Below are 16625 nucleotides of genomic sequence, written 5' to 3' on the forward strand. Positions count from 1 at the left end.
CAGATGGATCAAGGCGCGAGGCGAGGCAATGAACTGGACACTGGAGCAACTGCAGACATTGCGCTGCGTGGCGGAGACGGGCTCGTTCTCGGCGGCGGCGCGGCGTCTGGGTCGCGCGCAATCCGCGGTCAGCACCGCCATCGCCAATCTGGAGCTGGACCTGGGCTGCGAGCTGTTCGATCGCCGCCCTCGTACGCCGGTGCTGACACCCGCGGGCGAGGCCATGCTGCATGAAGCCAACAGCGTGCTGATGCAATGCCAGCGCCTGGAGGCACGCGCCCGCACCCTCAGCCAGGGGCTGGAAGCCAGCCTGACGCTGGCGATCGATGAGGCGCTGGTAGAAATGCCGCCGGTGATGGCAGTGCTGGAAAAGATGGCGGTGCAATACCCGACGCTGACGCTGAATCTGCTCAATGGCGCGCAGGATGAGGTGGCCCGCTGGGTGGAGCAGCACCAGGCCAATCTCGGCATCCTGTTCTATCAGCCGCTGGGTGTCATGGTGCTGGAGCGCGAGGCGCTGGGACGGCTGGAGCAGGTGCTGATCGTGGCACGCGATCACCCACTGGCGCAGCTCGAGAGCCCGACCCACAGTGATCTGGCCGATCACCGCCAGCTGATGATCGGCCAACGCCAGCAGCTGGAACCCGGCCACGAGGGGCCTCGCTCACAGCGCTTCTGGCAGCTCAACAGCTTCTATGCGATGGCAGAGCTGACGACACGCGGACTGGGCTGGGCGCAGGTTCCGCGCCATATCGCCCACTACCCGCCCTTCCAGCAGCGCCTGAAGATTCTGGACTTGAGCGCACTGGGCGCCACCGCCGACATCGATATCGAACTGATCTCGCGCCGCGACAGCCCTCGCGGCCCCGCGGCCAGCTGGCTGCGCCAGTCCCTGCGCGACACCTTCCACAACAGCCACGCCGCTATCGCCAACCAGAACCTGCCACCGGCGTGATTCGCGTCAGACCTGCAGCGGGTAGCGCTCGGGCGTGTGTTCAAGCTGGCATTCGAGTCGCCACAGCGCCTGGCCAGACTCGTGATACTTGCGCTCGAAGTGCGTCAGATAATCGCCCTGCGGCTCGAAGGCGTGCGCCGTCACCTCGACACCGGTGGCATGCCCGATGGCCTGGGCGAATTCCCGGGCGTAGATCTCCCAGTTGGTGCGCAGCTCCAGCTGACCGCCCAGCGCCATGATGATCGGAAATACCGGATGGCCCTGCCAGCGCATCTTGAGATGGCGCGCCTTGGGATAAGGATTGGGGTACAGCAGGGTGTGATGCGCAGGTGCCCAGCCCGCGGCAAGCGCCAGGCGCCAGAAGTCGACGAGGTCCGCGCGCACCAGCAAGGCGTTGTCCGGCAGCTCGCCATGCTTGCGGCTGAGGCGGTCTTCGCTGCGGTCCACGCCGATGACGGCATGGTCCGGATGCGCCAGTGCCAGCTGACGGGTCGATCGCCCGACGCCGCAGCCGCTGTCCAGCCACAGGGGCTTCGCCTGAGCCGACAACCACTGTTGCGCTTGCAGGAACGCTTCGCGGGTATGCTCCGCCACGGGCTTGCGCAGCGGATGCGCCATCGCACGGCGCACGCGACGCTCGATATCCTCGTGGGGGCCGGTCTGGGGAGAGTCGATCTGGCGGGAGTTGGCGTACATCAGCAGTTCCGATAGCAACGGGCAGGAAAATCACGCGCGGAGTCTAGCAGATGCGCCTGCATCGGGCTGCGCCATATGGCGTACAGCCCATCCGGGGCCGGCGGCGCAGGAAGGCCTGGGCACAAAAAAAGGCGCCTGCCTCGCGGCACGCGCCTACTCCAACTCAAACAGCCACGACAGAATGGCAGCTTGCGATTCGAAAATCAAACAAACGTTTAATCGCAATCATCCCGCGCCATGACGAGTACAAAAACAGGCCAGTGGGACTCGCACTGAGCGCAGAGATATCGCACAGTGTTCGCAGCAAGCGCTCGCTGGCGCGCCCGCGTAGAGGCGGGGGTGCATGACGCCTGTATTGAGGGGGTGTTATCATCCGCCCATCATTTGGACGAATATCCGCAGAGGTATCGCCCAGACCAACGACTCACAGTATTTTTACGAGGAAAGCGGCTTGTCACACTTACCGGTGATCGTCGGCATGGGCGGCGTCAATGCCGCCGGCAGAACTTCGGGCCATCAGGCGTTCCGACGCACGGTGCTCGACTCCCTGCCGGAGACAGACCGTCAAGAGACCCTGCTGGGTCTCGCGTCGCTCATGAACCTCGCCCGCTGCGATGATCAGGGCCAGTGGTTCGATGCCGAAGGCCAGCCCGCCGAGGCTCAGGCGCTTGCGGAGCGTCTGGCAGACCAGGTGCTGTCCCACACCCTGATTCGTCGCATTGAAGACGAGCGCTTCAACGCGACCGGCATTCCTGCCAACCGTCAGTCAAAGCTGACGCTGGGCCAGGACTTGACCTTCACGCTGCGCAGCCGCCAGCTGCCGGAACAGCCGCCCGCTGACTGGCAGATCCGCGAGCTGGACAACCGTCATGTCGAAGTCACGGTACCGGCCGGCGAATTCGATGTCCTGCTGCCCGATCATCGTCAGGCGCTGGTGCGCGCCGCAGGTCAGCTGCCCAGTGGCTTCGCGCCGGAGCAGCTCTATCGCAGCGTGCATCACCCGCGCGGCCTGTCGATGACCATCTTCGGTGCCAGCGATTGCCTCGGCGACAGCGGCCTGGACTGGGATGCGCTGCGCGATAGCCTCGATCCGGACGATATTGCCGTCTACGCCGGCAATTCCATCGGCCAGATGGACGCCGAAGGCTGGGGCGGACTGATGAAGTCCTTCGTGGCCGGCGAGCGCGCCACCTCCAAGCAGATGCCGCTGGGCTATGCCCAGATGCCCGCCGACTTCCTCAATGCCTATGTGCTGGGCAATGTCGGCGGCGCCGGTGCGGCGATGGGCGCCTGTGCCAGCTTCCTCTACAACCTGAAGCTGGGCCTGAATGACATCCGCAGCGGCCGTCGCCGTGTGGTGATGGTCGGCACCGCCGATGCGCCGATCACGCCGGAAGTCATCGAGGGCTTCCGCAGCATGGGCGCCCTGGCCGATGACGAGAGCCTCAAGGCCCTCGACGCGCTGGAAGTGCTCACCGACAGCGATTACCAGAAGGCCTGTCGCCCGTTCGCGCGCAACTGTGGCTTCACCATCGCGGAAGCGACCCAGTTCGTGATCCTGATGGCGGATGATCTGGCGCTGGACACCGGCGCTCGCATCATCGGCAGCGTGCCGGACGTGTTCGTCAATGCCGACGGCTGGAAGCGCTCCATCTCGGCGCCCGGCGTCGGCAACTACATCACCCTGAGCAAGGCGGTGGCGCTGGCGCGCGATATCGTCGGCGATGAAGGCGTGCGCCAGCGCAGCTTCGTGCACGCCCATGCCACCTCCACGCCGAAGAACCGCACCACCGAGTCCCACGTGCTCAATGAAGTGGCTCGCGCCAACGACATCCAGGCCTGGCCTGTGGTGGCGGTAAAATCCTTCGTCGGCCACAGCCAGGGCAGTGCCGCGGGCGATCAGGCGGTGTCGGCGCTCGGCAGCATGGCGACCGGCATCCTGCCGGGTATCCCGACGCTGGATGCCATCGCCGATGACGTGCATCACAGCCACCTCGACATCCGCCGCGAGGCGCGCGAGTTCACCGCGGACGTCGCCTTCATCAATGCCAAGGGCTTCGGTGGCAACAACGCCAGTGGCGTGGTGCTGTCGGCAGACGTCACGCTGAAGTTGCTGGCGGCGCGACATGGCGAGGAGGCACTGGCCGCCTGGCGTGAGCGCAGCGGTCTCTGCGAGCAGCGTCGCGCCGACTATCTGGACAAGGCACAGCGCGGCGAATTCACGCCGACCTATCGCTTCGGTGAAGGCGTGCTCGAAGGTCCGGAGCTGGAGATCACGGATCGCGAGATCCGCATCCCCGGCTATGCGAAGCCCGTCTCGCTCAAGGTCGACAACCCCTTCGGTTCGCTGTAAGCCAGGCTGGCTGCCCTCCCGGGTTGCGCACTCGCTGACGAATCCCCTCCCGCGACTGGCAAGCCGCGCGAGGGGTTCTACACTCGGCGTACCGGGGGAGCCGGCGGCGCGACAGCCACTGCGCCCCGGCCTTCTGCGGCTCCTCATCCTTCGTCGTCCACTGCAGCCGGTCACCAGGCTGACCCGCTGCCGACAGAGCTCGAGTTCGTCATGCCCAAGAACATTGCCGTCTATCCCGGCACCTTCGACCCGATCACCAATGGCCATACCGACCTGATCGAGCGCGGCGCCCGCCTGTTCGACAAGGTGGTGGTCGCGGTGGCTTACAGCCCCAGCAAACGCCCCGCGCTGCCGCTGGAGATGCGCATCGATCTGGCACGCCGGATTCTGGCGCATCTCGACAATGTCGAGGTCATCGGTTTCAGCTGCCTGCTGACAGAGCTGCTTGAGCAGCAGAATGCGCGTATCATTCTGCGCGGCCTGCGTGCGGTCTCCGACTTCGAGTACGAACTGCAGCTGGCCAACATGAACCGGGCCCAGGCACCGCACGTCGATAGCCTGTTCCTGACCCCGGAATTACAGAACTCCTACATTTCATCGACCATCGTGCGCGAGATATCGCGTCATGGCGGTGATGTGTCGCGTCTGGTGCATCCGCTGGTGGCCGAGACCCTCGCCCGGCATTTCTCCGCTACCGACGACGACACCGCCACAAGCTGAGGACAGCATCATGGCCCTGATCATCACTGATGAGTGCATCAACTGCGACGTCTGCGAGCCGGAATGTCCCAATGGGGCCATCTCGCCGGGGGAAGAGATCTACGTCATCGACCCGGACCTGTGCACCGAATGCGTCGGACACTTCGATGAGCCGCAATGTCAGCAGGTCTGCCCTGTCGACTGCATCCCGCTCGACCCGGCCAACAAGGAAAGCCAGGAAGAGCTGATGGACAAGTACCACATCATCACGGCCGCACTCGGCAACTGATTGCCGCCTGCTCCGGCAGCCGTCATGACGATGACATGGCCTGTACTGCGCCACATCCGTCGTGACGGCTGCTGCTTGCTTCTTGCCTGACACCTCCTGCTTTCTCCGCAAGCCCTCTCTATAAGCTCTTTCCGCAAGCCCTCTCCATAAGCTCTTTCCTCAAGTCCTTTCCTCAGGCTCGGCCCTGACTGACGCTTCAGCGCCAGACTCGCCAACGCGGTGCCTCTTGCTGCAAGACACCAACGGGTAACGTAACCGACTGGCGCTAACACCGACGGGCAAAGACGCCGGCTGGCGACACACTTCGTTCGCGATCAAGACCTCCCGCTCTACCCGCCATTGCCTGCTCCCGCCGTCCTCCCTGCTGGCCCCGCTGCTGGCCTCACGGCTGACATGGCCAGACTGCATCGTGGCTCCCAGCCTGCTCTCGGCCCCTGCCTAAACGGCTACGCAATTAATACCAAACGCTACTCTAGGTTATTTTCTGTTAGGATAATGTAAACAATCTATTCTATCCTGTAGTTACGCAGTCACCGGTCATCCCCTTTCACGCGCACGGATTGCCCATGTCCTCTCGCTCTCTCTCTACCGTTCTCAAGCGCCCCTTCCTGGGGACACGCACACAGCTGCCCAATGCCGGCACGGCGATGCTGCTTGTCATGCTGGCGATCATGGTGGTCTTGATCGTGGTGCCGCGTCCGCAGCTGTTCAGCTCGGTCGGACATTACCTCGTCCCGCATTCACTGCTGGAAATGGGCGCGATACTGGTCGCACTGATGTCTGCCGTCTCCATCTTCCAGGGGCACCGTCGGACGCTGCCGACCAGCTTTCTGGTCATGGGATGCGCCTTCATGCTCTCCGCCTTCTTCGACATGGTGCATATCTTCAGCTACGACGGCATGCCCGACTTCGTCAGCGAAGCCTCCGTCAGCAAGGCCATCCACTTCTGGCTGGCAGGGCGGACCGCCTTCATCATCGCGCTGCTGGCCCCCTGCCTGCTGACAGCCCGCCCCGTGCCGCGTCGCTATCTGCCCCTGGCCTTTGGCTTGACGCTCGCCATCGGGCTGGCGGTGAGCTGGATAGGCCTCTTTCATCTCGACTTCCTGCCAGAGACCTTCATCGTCGGCAGCGGCCTGACCGCCTGGAAGATCGGCTACGAGTGGGCCCTGGCGCTGAGCGCTGTGCTGGCCGCGGTACTTCTGCTCGGCGCGCGCCGACTGCCTGAAGGCACCAATGCCGGCTGGCTGGCGGTCGCGGCGCTGGCCACGGGGATTTCCGAGCTGTGCTTCACGCTCTATGCCACTGCCTTCGATGTCTTCAATCTGCTCGGCCATCTGTACAAGGTGGTGGCCTACGCGATGATCTATCACGCCATCTATTCATCGCGCATGGTCTACCCCTATCAGCAGCTGCAGAAGATGAGTGACGCCCTGGGCGAGGCCGAACAACGCTGGCAGTTCGCGCTGGAAGGCTCAGGCGCCGGCGTCTGGGACTGGAAGCAGGATACCGATCACGTCTTCTACTCTCCGCAGTGGAAGGCGACGCTCGGCTTCCAGGAACACGAGATCGGCAGCAGCTTCGATGAGTGGAAATCACGCATCCACCCGGATGACATGCCGCGCACCCTCGACGACCTGAAACAGCACTTTGAAGGCCACAGCGCAGAATATCGCAACGAGCACCGCATGCTGACGCGCAACGGTGAATGGAAGTGGATCCTCGATCAGGGACGCGTGGTGGAGCGTGCCGAGGATGGCCGGCCCCTGCGCATGATCGGTACTCACAGCGATATCGACTGGATCAAGGAGCAGCAGCAACGCCTGATCAGCAGCCGTGCCCGCCTGCGCTCCATCTATCACTCCGCCCCGGTGGGCATCATCGTCGCCGACCGGGATGGCACCATCGCGGATGCCAACTCGGCCATGCATGCCCTGCTGGGCAAGAGTGATGCCGAGCTTTTCCAGCAATCGCTGTGGGGGCTGTTCTCACTGGATGAGATCAGTCGCATGAAACGTGCCTGGGGCCAGCTGCAGCGCGAAGGCGGCAGCTTCCAGGACGAATACCACATGCAGACCGACACGGGGCAGATGTTCTGGGCGGAAGTCACCCTCACACCGCTGGAGGGCGAGGAGCGCACCCTGGTATTGATCAACAATATCGAGGACCGCCGCCGCGCCATCGAGTTGCTCGAAGAGAACGCGACCCTGTATCAGGAAGTCTTCAGCACCGGCAACGCCATCAAGCTGCTGATCGACCCGGAGCTTGCCGAGATCATCGATGCCAACCCGGTCGCCGCCGACTTCTATGGCTACAGCATCGGCGAGATGTGCGGCATGCCGCTGGGCCGTATCAACGTGCTGGCCAGCCAGTCGCTCTCCAAGCGCATCCGTGCGGTCGTCAACCGTACCGACAACCACTTCGAGGCCAGCCATCAGCTTGCCAACGGTGAATTGCGTGATGTCGAGATCTTTACCGGCCCGGTGGACCTGAACGGCCGCACCCTGCTGTTCTCCATCGTTCACGACATCACCGATCGCAAGCGTGCCCAGCGCGACCTGCAGGCCGCCAACCTCAAGCTGTCGCGACTCTCCGAGAGCCGCAGCCAGATCCATCACCTCGCGGAATGCCTGCTGACCTGCTCCCAGCTCGATGAGATCATCACCCAGCTCAATGTTCGTCTGCCCAGCCTGTTCGCCGGCTGCGAAGGCAACGTGACCCTGCATGACCCGAATGACATCAATCAGACGATGCATATCAACTGGGGGACACCACCCACAGATGCTCGTCACCTCAAGCAGACGCTGACGGTCGGGGATGGCCAGGTGGGGGAATTCGTGCTGCTGATCCCGCCGGAAGAGGACAGCCTGGAGCGCCTGCAGCCCCTGGCGGAAGATGTCAGCCACCTGGTGATGCTGGCACTGGCCGACCTGCAGTTGAAGCGGGGTCTGGCACATGAGGCGCGCAAGGACACGCTGACGCGCCTCTTCAATCGTCGTCACCTCGATGAGGTGCTGCCCCAGAAACTGGCCGAGGCCAGCATCGGCAACCCGCTGTCCCTGGTGGTGCTGGATCTCGACCACTTCAAGCAGGTCAACGATACCTACGGACACGAGATGGGCGATCAGGTTCTCACGCGTCTGGCCAACCTGATACGTGAGTCGCTGCGCAGCTCCGATGAAGCCTGTCGCTACGGTGGCGAAGAGTTTGTGATCCTGATTCCCGGTGCCAGCGCAGCGGTGTCACGTGCACGCGTCGAGGCCATTCTCGAAGCCTTCCACGAAGAAGTCTTCGAGCATGAGACGCTGGGGCCGCTGACCGGCTTGAGCTTCTCCGCGGGGGTCGCCAACGCGCCGCATGACAGCCAGGCCACCGACGCGCTGTTCAACATGGCCGACAATGCGCTCTATGAGGCGAAACGCGCCGGACGCAAACGCGTGCTGTGCTTCAACTCACTACCGCCCGCAGCCGATAGCCACGCCAGGCAACCCGCGCACTGACCGCCGCTTTCACCACCCTTCAGACACGACAACGCCGACCCTCGAGGTCGGCGTTGTCGTGTCTGGATCATCGAGTCATGGCTCGTCTCACGTTTGCCATATTCCTTCAGGTCTTACATTTCATCAGCACGACGGCTCAACTCACACCCGAGGCAGCGACGGAATGTCGCTTCCGCGGGCGTCTTGACCAATGTCTCTGCCGTAGCATCCAGATTCCCTCCGAGAGCCGCGAAGGGGGCAGACACCAGGAAAACTGCCGTGCCAGCGACTGTCGTCAACAACAACAGGGGGCGCCCTATCAATGCATCGGCCACCATGGCGCCAGCTCCCGGCCCTGACTGCTCCGGTTCACCAGGCAGGTCCAGCGCCTGAGCGGGCATGGCCATGGCAAGAGCCATCGCCCCACCCACCATGAGCCCCAACCATCCTTCTCGTCTTGTTTTCATTCCCCTCACTCCCTGTAGGCTGCATGGATGCGCTCGCGTCCCTATCGGTATGACGGCCTGTTGGCGCACTGCTCCACCCAAGTGTATCAGGTGAACTCATTCCAGCTGGAGATAGTGCATGCCAAGTGATCAACGTAGAGGGTGCGTCGCATCAAGGATACTGTGTCGAGAAACCTCATAATACAATATGACGATATATTAAATCTGTGGTGATATTATATAACTCGTACGGAACCATCATAATCAACAACACACACAAGGATATTGATCATGTTTGCAAGGATGCTGTTTACCGGCGCTATTCTCTTCTCTGCGGCACAGGCGCATGCCGCCAGCGACACCGCTCCTTCTGATAAATTCTATCTGGGCGGGGGAGCCGGGCAGGCTGTCTATCACAGTGACACTCTCGATGATATCGATGACATCGAGGGCGCCAATGTTGACGAAAAGGATGCCGCTTACACCCTGTTCGGCGGTTATCGATTCAACCCGAACTTCAGCATGGAAGTCGGCTACGTCAACCTGGGAGAGGCAACAGGCAAGGTCAGCGGTGTTGGTCAGGTCGCGTCTTTTGAGGTCGATGGTGTGTCGGCTTCACTGCTGGGTCGCTTGCCGATAGATGGCGGCTTGAGCGTGATCGGACGCATCGGCGCCATCAAATGGGACTCCGAGGCCAAAGCGTCCAACGAAAAGGAAAAGGATAACGGCACTGATCCCCTTTTCGGAGGTGGCCTTGAATACAGCAATCAATCCCTTTTCGCCCGTGCTGAATACACACGTTATATGCTCGATGTGGATAGCGGCAACTCCGATGAAGATTTCGACATCGATCTGTGGAGCCTGAGCGCTGGCATGTATTTCTAAAGAGCGACTCTAGTTTCTTTTACCAAACGTCAAGAATCATCGCCTGTATTGATGCCCTGCAGAGTTTCTGCGGGGCATCATCACATCCGGGCTCCTACAGGGCATTGACGACTTCCTGCGCAAGGGTAGGCTTGTAGCTCTTGAATGGAGCGCCAATGACCGATTCCCCACGCCAAACCGACATCTCCTCGCCTCTCCCTTCTTCCGCAGATCGCCATATGTGGCGCCTGGCCTGGCCCATCATCCTTTCCAACATTTCCGTGCCGTTGCTGGGGCTGGTGGATACCGCCGTGGTCGGGCATCTCGAGGATGCGGTGTATCTGGGCGCGGTCACGCTGGGCGCGGTCCTCTTCAGCTTCCTGTACTGGGGCTTCGGGTTCCTGCGCATGGGCACGACCGGCATGACGGCACAGGCCCATGGCCGTGAAGACTACGATGGCCTGCGCACCTTGCTGGGCCAGGGCATCGGGCTGGCACTGGCCATCGGGCTGGTGTTGATCATCGCCGGCTCGCCGCTGATCACATTGGGGCTATCGCTGATGGAGGCCAGCGAGACCACGCGTGCCCTGGCCCATGACTACGCCAGCATCCGCCTGTGGTCGGCACCGGCCGTGCTGATCAACTACGTGATTCTGGGCTGGTTCCTGGGACTGGGAAATTCGCGCGTCACGCTCGGCATCCTCGTGCTGACCAATGGCGTCAACATCCTGCTCGATCTGGCCTTCGTGCCCGGGCTGGGCATGACCAGCGATGGCGTGGCGCTGGCCAGCGTGATCGCCGACTACTGTGCGCTGGCCACGGGCCTGTGGCTGGTCGCCCGCCAGCTCAGACGCATGCCGGGGCGCAGTGATCGCGCAGCGCTGCTGTCTCTCCCCGCCTGGGGCGCGCTGATCCGCGTCAATCAGCATCTGTTCGTGCGCACCCTGTGCCTGCTGGGCGCGACGGCCTATTTCACCTCGCAGGGTGCCAGCTTCGGCGATGATGTTTTGGCGGCCAATGCGGTGCTGCTGCAGTTCGTGATGATGACGTCCTATGCACTGGATGGCTTCGCCCAGGCGGCGGAGTCAGAGGTCGGGCGAGCCGTCGGCCAGAACGACTGGCAACGCTTCGCGCGCAGCGTGGGGGCGGCAACCCGCTTCTCCTTGATCACCGCGACAGCGGCCAGCGGCCTGCTCTGGCTCTGCGGGCCGGCGTTGATCCACCTGCTGACCGACATTCCCGAGGTGCGCGCCCTGGCCACCCTCTATCTGCCCTGGATGGTCGCCATGCCCCTGGTCGCGGTGTGGAGCTACCTGCTGGACGGCATCTTCATCGGTGCCACGGCGACGCGTGAAATGCGCAATACGCTGGTGGTATCCCTGCTGGCCTTCATCGGCCTGTGGCCGCTGCTCGAAGGCTTCGGCAATCATGGACTGTGGCTGGCCTTCCTGCTGTTCACCAGCGTGCGCTCTGCCGTGCTCGGCGGCTACTACCTGCATCATCGCCGCCATCATTGGCGCTGATGCAATGCCCGTTGGAGCCTCCAGCAGGTTGATGCAGCGCTGAAAGGCTTTCCGCTGGCATTGGTGCGCCACTCGACCATCGCGCGATATTCTCCTGATAGCGAATGGACTAATGTGAGCGTGCCAACCCGTATCCCATACCGACAAAAAGCCAACAGGGACTCTCACATGCTGCAATCGCTATCACGGCCAGCCGTCAAGCTGGTTGAGCGCTATCTGCCTGACCCCTATATCTTCGTCTTGTTGCTGACCGTCGTTGCAGCGGCAGCCGCCATGCTCATCGAGCAGCGCTCCCCCACCGAGGTGATGCGCTATTGGGGCGATGGCTTCTGGAATCTGCTGACCTTCTCGATGCAGATGCTGCTGGTGCTGATCTCGGGCTTCATGCTCGCCAACACCCCGCCGGTGAAGAAAGGCCTGGCCAGCATCGCCTCGCTGGCCAGAACGCCCGGCAGCGCCATCATGCTGGTCACCTTCGTGTCGCTGATCGCCAGCTGGATCAACTGGGGCTTCGGGCTGGTCATCGGGGCACTGTTCGCCAAGCAGCTGGCCAGGATGATCAAGGTCGATTACCGCCTGCTGATCGCCAGTGCCTACTCCGGTTTCGTGATCTGGCATGCGGGCATCTCGGGCTCGATTCCGCTGACCATCGCCACCGCGGGCCACTTCACCGAGGACAGCATCGGCATCGTGCCCACCTCGGACACCATCTTCGCCTTCTTCAATATCGCCATCGTCGCGGCGCTCTTGATCATCATGCCGCTGGTCAATCGCGCCATGATGCCCTTCGAGAAGGAAAGCGTGTACGTGGACCCGGCCCTGCTCGAGGAGAAGCACACCGAGATCAGCGACCAGCCTCGTCCCGCCGAGCGTCTCGAGAACTCGCCGATTCTCGCCTGGGTCGTCGGGCTGTTCGGCCTCGCCTGGCTGGTGGATCACTTCGTGATTCGTGGCGGCGGACTGAACCTGAACGTGATCAACTTCAGCTTCCTGTTCCTGGCCATCGTGCTGCATGGCACGCCGCGCAAGCTGCTGGACAGCCTGAACGAAGCCATCAAGGGCGGCGCAGGCATCGTCATCCAGTTTCCCTTCTACGCCGGCATCATGGCGATCATGGTGCAGTCGGGACTGGCCGCCACGCTCTCCGAAGGCTTCGTGTCGATTGCCACCGCCGACAGCCTGCCGTTCTGGTCCTTCATCAGTGCCGGTATCGTCAATCTGTTCGTGCCCTCCGGTGGTGGCCAGTGGGCCGTGCAGGCACCGGTCATGATTCCCGCCGCCCAGGCATTGGGTGCCGACCTGTCACGCGTCGCCATGGCCGTCGCCTGGGGCGATGCCTGGACCAACATGCTGCAGCCCTTCTGGGCATTGCCGGTGCTCGCCATCGCCGGCCTCAAGGCCAAGGACATCATGGGCTTCTGTCTGGTGCAGCTGCTGGTGACCGGCATCATCATCTCGCTGGGTCTGACGCTGCTCTGATACCCGCCTGACGGCGGCGTCAGCTAGCCTTTTCAGCCAGCGATTCAGATAGCCTTACCGATAACCCCGCAAGCTCCTTGCCCCCACAGGCGACTGTGGGGGCAAGGTCGTTTATAGATAGCTGATATGCCGCTCACGGGGTGCCAAGACGTCACGAATCCCGCAGACTAGCCATAATCCCTCTCTGCGCGGCATGCCAGAGCCATTGCTTCATCTGAGAGCCCCTGACAGCTCCCACTCACCTGACAGGCCCGTGCCTGAAGGACGCCCCTATGAGCGAGAACCAGCCAGAACAGACCGCCCTCAACGAAGCTCTGCCCGGCCAGCATCAGTTGATCATGACCGAGCTGATGACCCCCGACATGGCCAACTTCAGTGGCAAGGTGCACGGTGGCGCCATCCTCAAGAAGCTGGATGAAGTCGCCTACGCCTGTGCCAGTCGCTACAGCGGCAGCTACGTCGTCACCCTCTCGGTCGACCAGGTGCGCTTCAAGCAGCCGATCCACGTCGGCGAGCTGGTGACCTTCCTGGCCTCGGTCAATCACGTCGGGCGCTCCTCGATGGAGATCGGCATCAAGGTGGTCGCCGAATCCATCCAGGGACGCCTGATTCGCCATACCAACAGCTGCTATCTGACCATGGTCGCGGTCGATTCCAACGGCCAGCCGGTGCCGGTGCCGCCACTCAACCTGGAAACCCAGGAACAGAAGCTGCGCTTCCACAAGGCCGCCATCCGCAAGAAGCTGCGCAAGCAGGCCGAAGAAGAAGAGAAGCGCCAGGAATCCATCGAGTTCTGAGCGACTTCCGGCAAGTGCTGCAAGCGCAATCCTGACAGTCAGCACAAGATACGGAGTGCACCGCCCCGAGCGGATGGCGATACTGATCGTGAACCTTGCACAGCGAGATGAACGATGACATCAGTGTCCGGCGAAAAGACAGCGGCAGGCATGACGGCACCACCTGCCGCTGGCGACACTCAAGGGTGCGATGAGGCCATTTGGCAGCGTCTGCTGGCGCGCCAGCCGATCGCCGGGGAGGCGCTGCGCTACGGCGTGATCACCACTGGCATCTTCTGTCGCATCGGCTGCCCATCCCCGGCGCCACGCCGCGACAACCTGCGCCTGTTTGCCGACGCCCACGCGGCGCGAGCCGCAGGCATGCGCGCCTGTCGGCGCTGTCATCCTGAGCCGTCCGACAAGCCTGATCGCCCTCAGGCCGACAAGCAGGCTCGCCATCCCGTCAGGGCCACGTCTGGAGCACCGACGATGCCGGAATCGAACGCCTCACATTCATGCGCCTCCACTGCCGCCCGCTCGACACCTGCGATTGCTGACTCAACCCCCGCCTCGCCCTGGCCGCTGACGGTGTGCCGGCAGCTGGAGCAGGCCGTCGCCGCAGGCGAGCCCACCCCGACACTCGCAAGCCTGGCGACGGAGCACGGGATAAGCGCCTCTCATCTTCAGCGCCGCTTCACGACACTGCTGGGCCTGTCACCTTCCGAGTACTCGGCGGGTCTGCGTCAGAAGCAGTTCCATGCGCTGCTGGAGGAAGGCCATGGCGTGACCGAGGCGATCATCGCCGCCGGCTATCGCTCCAGCAGTCGCGCCTATGCGCGCAGGGACGGCATCACGCCCAGCGCCCGCCGCTCCGGCGGCCAGGGAGAAGACCTGCTGGCATTGCATTGGCCGTGTCGCTTCGGGATACCGGAGCAGTCCTGCTGGCTGAGCGCAGGCCTCAGCGCGCGTGGCGTGGTCGTCATTCAGCTCAGCGACAGTCGTGAGGCGGGCCAGCAGGCGCTGGAAGCACGTCTACCCAAAGCCAATTGGCAGCAGATGGAGACAGACGAGCAGGACGGCAACGCTCACGCGGCCAGTCGCCTGCTGCATGCCTCACTGGGGGCACGGTTGCTCGCCCTGTGCGAGCAACCAGAAACCAGTCATGCACTGCTGCTCGAACTGCCGCTGGATGTGCGTGGCACTGCCTTTCAATTGAGCGTCTGGCAGCAGCTCAACGCCACCGTGAGCGGCGATACCCTGACCTACCGCCAGCTGGCCGAGGCGCTTGAGCGGCCGACCGCCAGCCGCGCCGTCGCCAATGCCTGTGGCGCCAACCCGCTGGCTCTGCTGACGCCTTGCCATCGTGTGGTACGCGGCGATGGCGGGCTTGGCGGCTATCGCTGGGGCGTGCCGCTCAAGCAGGCCCGATTGGCGCAGGAGTCCGGCACCCGCCGGGAGTGAGAGCGGCGATGTGCTAGAGCGTCATGGGGCGCAGCGCAGGTGGCGCCTGCAGCTGCTCGCGCACGATTTCCAGCGCGTGGGTCAGCGCCTCACGGCTCTCGGCAGCGCTCAGGCACAGCCGGATGGCCTGCGGTGGCGGCTCATTGCCGACACAGAAGGGCTCGGCGCTGGTGACGTGCACCCCCCGCTCGGCCAATGACGCGACCATCGCCTGACTGCGCTGCCCTTCGGGCAACTCGAGCCACAGATCGAACGAGGACGGCCGCGCCGCCGGCGACCACTCCGCCAGCAGCGTGCGGGCCAGTCGCTGGCGCGCGCGCATCTCCTCCATCTGCCACTCCACTAGCTGTGTCGCGTTGCCGCTGGTCAGCCAGGCACAGACCGTCTCCATCAACAGCGGCGCCACCATCCAGCTGTGGCTGCGCAGCACTGCGCCGATGCGGGTCAGTACCTCCACCGGCGCCCGCAATACGCCCAGGCGCAGGCCGCCGGCCAGCAATTTGGAGGTACTGAAGACATACAGGGTGCGCTCCGGCGCCATCTGATAGAGCCGCGTGCCGCACTCCTCGTCGGGCAGATATTGCACCCCATCTTCCAGAATCCAGAAGTCATGTTGGCGTGCGAGGGCGACCAGTGCCTCGCGCCGTGTATGAGACAACTGCGCCGCGCCCGGATTGTTCTGCTCGGCCATCACATAGACCATTCTGGGCGCCTGCTGACGACACAGCCGCGCCAGCGCCTCGACATCCATGCCGTCCTTGTCCAGCGGCACCCGCAACAGCTTGAGGCCACGTTCGGCGCTGGCGACGATCAAGCCGGGATAGGTCAGTGCGCCGGTGACCACGGCATCCCCGGGCGCCAGCAGCGCCGACAGCGCCAGTGTGATGCCATTCTGGCCGCCCTGGGTCAGCATCAGCTCCTCGGGGTCAACCGGCATGCCGAGCTCGCCCATCCAGCTCGCCAGCAACTGCCGGTGACTGCCGTCGCCGAATTCATTCTGATACTCGACACTGCGCAACAAGGCCTCGGGTGACTGGCTGATCGCGGCCAGCGCCGCCGCCATTCCCTGCTGCCGCGCGGGGTGAGGCGGTGGCAGGCTCATGGTGAGATCGATCACACCGGATGCCGGCAGCGCGCCCTCCTGTTCTGGCGCCAATCCATAGGCCTTGCTGGCACGCAGGGCATGCCCGAAACTGCTGAAGGACCCATGCGCGCTCCGGGTGGCGCCGTTGATGTAGGTGCCGCTCCCGACACGCGCCGACACCAGGCCGCTCCGCTCGGCCTCGGCGTAGCCTCGCGTCACCGTGCCGATGGTCACGCCCAGCGCATCCGCCAGCCGCCGTTGAGGCGGCAGTCGCTCGCCTTCCTTGAGTTGGCCCGCGGCGATATCGAGGCGGATGGCCTCTGCCAGCGCACGGTAACGCGGCATGGCGGGGTCCAGGGTCGGAATCCACATTGTCATGGTGACAAAAAACCTGTTGACGGTAATTGTCATCAGATTATGCTCAAAACATGCCGCCAACAAGCCACAAAACACGTTAATGTGCCGGCATCCGAAAATTGAACCCATACAATCAGACGCACCACCTCGACAACGCCCACCACGCT

12 protein-coding genes are annotated in these 16625 nt (G+C 63.3%); 10 read left to right on the top strand and 2 right to left on the bottom strand.

Going from position 1 to position 16625, the window contains the following annotated elements:
- Positions 1-28: 28 nt before the first annotated feature.
- On the top strand, positions 29-955 hold the full coding sequence (locus tag HA399_RS15110) for a LysR family transcriptional regulator (RefSeq protein ID WP_404325416.1): 927 nt from the start codon (positions 29-31) through the stop codon (positions 953-955).
- 6 nt (positions 956-961) lie between these two features.
- On the opposite strand, the gene HA399_RS15115 is transcribed toward HA399_RS15110, so the two are convergent.
- Positions 962-1651, bottom strand: a complete 690-nt coding sequence (locus tag HA399_RS15115) for a tRNA (guanosine(46)-N(7))-methyltransferase TrmB (protein WP_054557238.1) — start codon at positions 1649-1651, stop codon at positions 962-964.
- Between the two features lie 478 nt (positions 1652-2129).
- On the opposite strand from HA399_RS15115, the gene HA399_RS15120 reads away from it, so the two are divergent.
- From HA399_RS15120 to HA399_RS15160, 9 genes are all read left to right on the top strand, one after another.
- The gene (locus HA399_RS15120; protein WP_279837392.1) at positions 2130-4004 is read left to right on the top strand and encodes a beta-ketoacyl synthase; all 1875 of its coding nucleotides are present in this window, start codon (positions 2130-2132) and stop codon (positions 4002-4004) included.
- Positions 4005-4214: 210 nt separating this feature from the next.
- Positions 4215-4724, top strand: coding sequence for a pantetheine-phosphate adenylyltransferase (gene coaD / locus HA399_RS15125; RefSeq protein WP_043334599.1), 510 nt, complete (start codon positions 4215-4217; stop codon positions 4722-4724).
- A 10-nt stretch (positions 4725-4734) separates the two neighbouring features.
- Positions 4735-4992, top strand: coding sequence for a YfhL family 4Fe-4S dicluster ferredoxin (locus HA399_RS15130; RefSeq protein WP_043334597.1), 258 nt, complete (start codon positions 4735-4737; stop codon positions 4990-4992).
- A 566-nt stretch (positions 4993-5558) separates the two neighbouring features.
- Positions 5559-8489: an MASE3 domain-containing protein gene (locus HA399_RS15135; protein ID WP_404325417.1), complete on the top strand. Its 2931-nt coding sequence runs from the start codon at positions 5559-5561 to the stop codon at positions 8487-8489.
- 716 nt (positions 8490-9205) lie between these two features.
- Positions 9206-9799, top strand: a complete 594-nt coding sequence (locus HA399_RS15140; RefSeq protein WP_404325418.1) for an outer membrane beta-barrel protein — start codon at positions 9206-9208, stop codon at positions 9797-9799.
- A 155-nt stretch (positions 9800-9954) separates the two neighbouring features.
- The gene (locus HA399_RS15145; RefSeq protein ID WP_347421968.1) at positions 9955-11301 is read left to right on the top strand and encodes an MATE family efflux transporter; all 1347 of its coding nucleotides are present in this window, start codon (positions 9955-9957) and stop codon (positions 11299-11301) included.
- Between the two features lie 168 nt (positions 11302-11469).
- Positions 11470-12780, top strand: coding sequence for a short-chain fatty acid transporter (locus HA399_RS15150; RefSeq protein WP_054556491.1), 1311 nt, complete (start codon positions 11470-11472; stop codon positions 12778-12780).
- A gap of 272 nt (positions 12781-13052) precedes the next feature.
- Complete coding sequence (locus HA399_RS15155) at positions 13053-13577, top strand: acyl-CoA thioesterase (protein WP_043332919.1); 525 nt, start codon at positions 13053-13055, stop codon at positions 13575-13577.
- 114 nt (positions 13578-13691) lie between these two features.
- The gene (locus tag HA399_RS15160) at positions 13692-15017 is read left to right on the top strand and encodes a methylated-DNA--[protein]-cysteine S-methyltransferase (RefSeq protein WP_404325419.1); all 1326 of its coding nucleotides are present in this window, start codon (positions 13692-13694) and stop codon (positions 15015-15017) included.
- A gap of 13 nt (positions 15018-15030) precedes the next feature.
- Here HA399_RS15160 and HA399_RS15165 read toward each other — a convergent pair whose 3' ends face one another.
- On the bottom strand, positions 15031-16479 hold the full coding sequence (locus tag HA399_RS15165) for a PLP-dependent aminotransferase family protein (protein WP_404325420.1): 1449 nt from the start codon (positions 16477-16479) through the stop codon (positions 15031-15033).
- Positions 16480-16625 lie beyond the last annotated feature (146 nt).

It is taken from the genome of Cobetia sp. UIB-001 (genome assembly GCF_044789135.1).
Taxonomy (GTDB): domain Bacteria; phylum Pseudomonadota; class Gammaproteobacteria; order Pseudomonadales; family Halomonadaceae; genus Cobetia; species Cobetia amphilecti.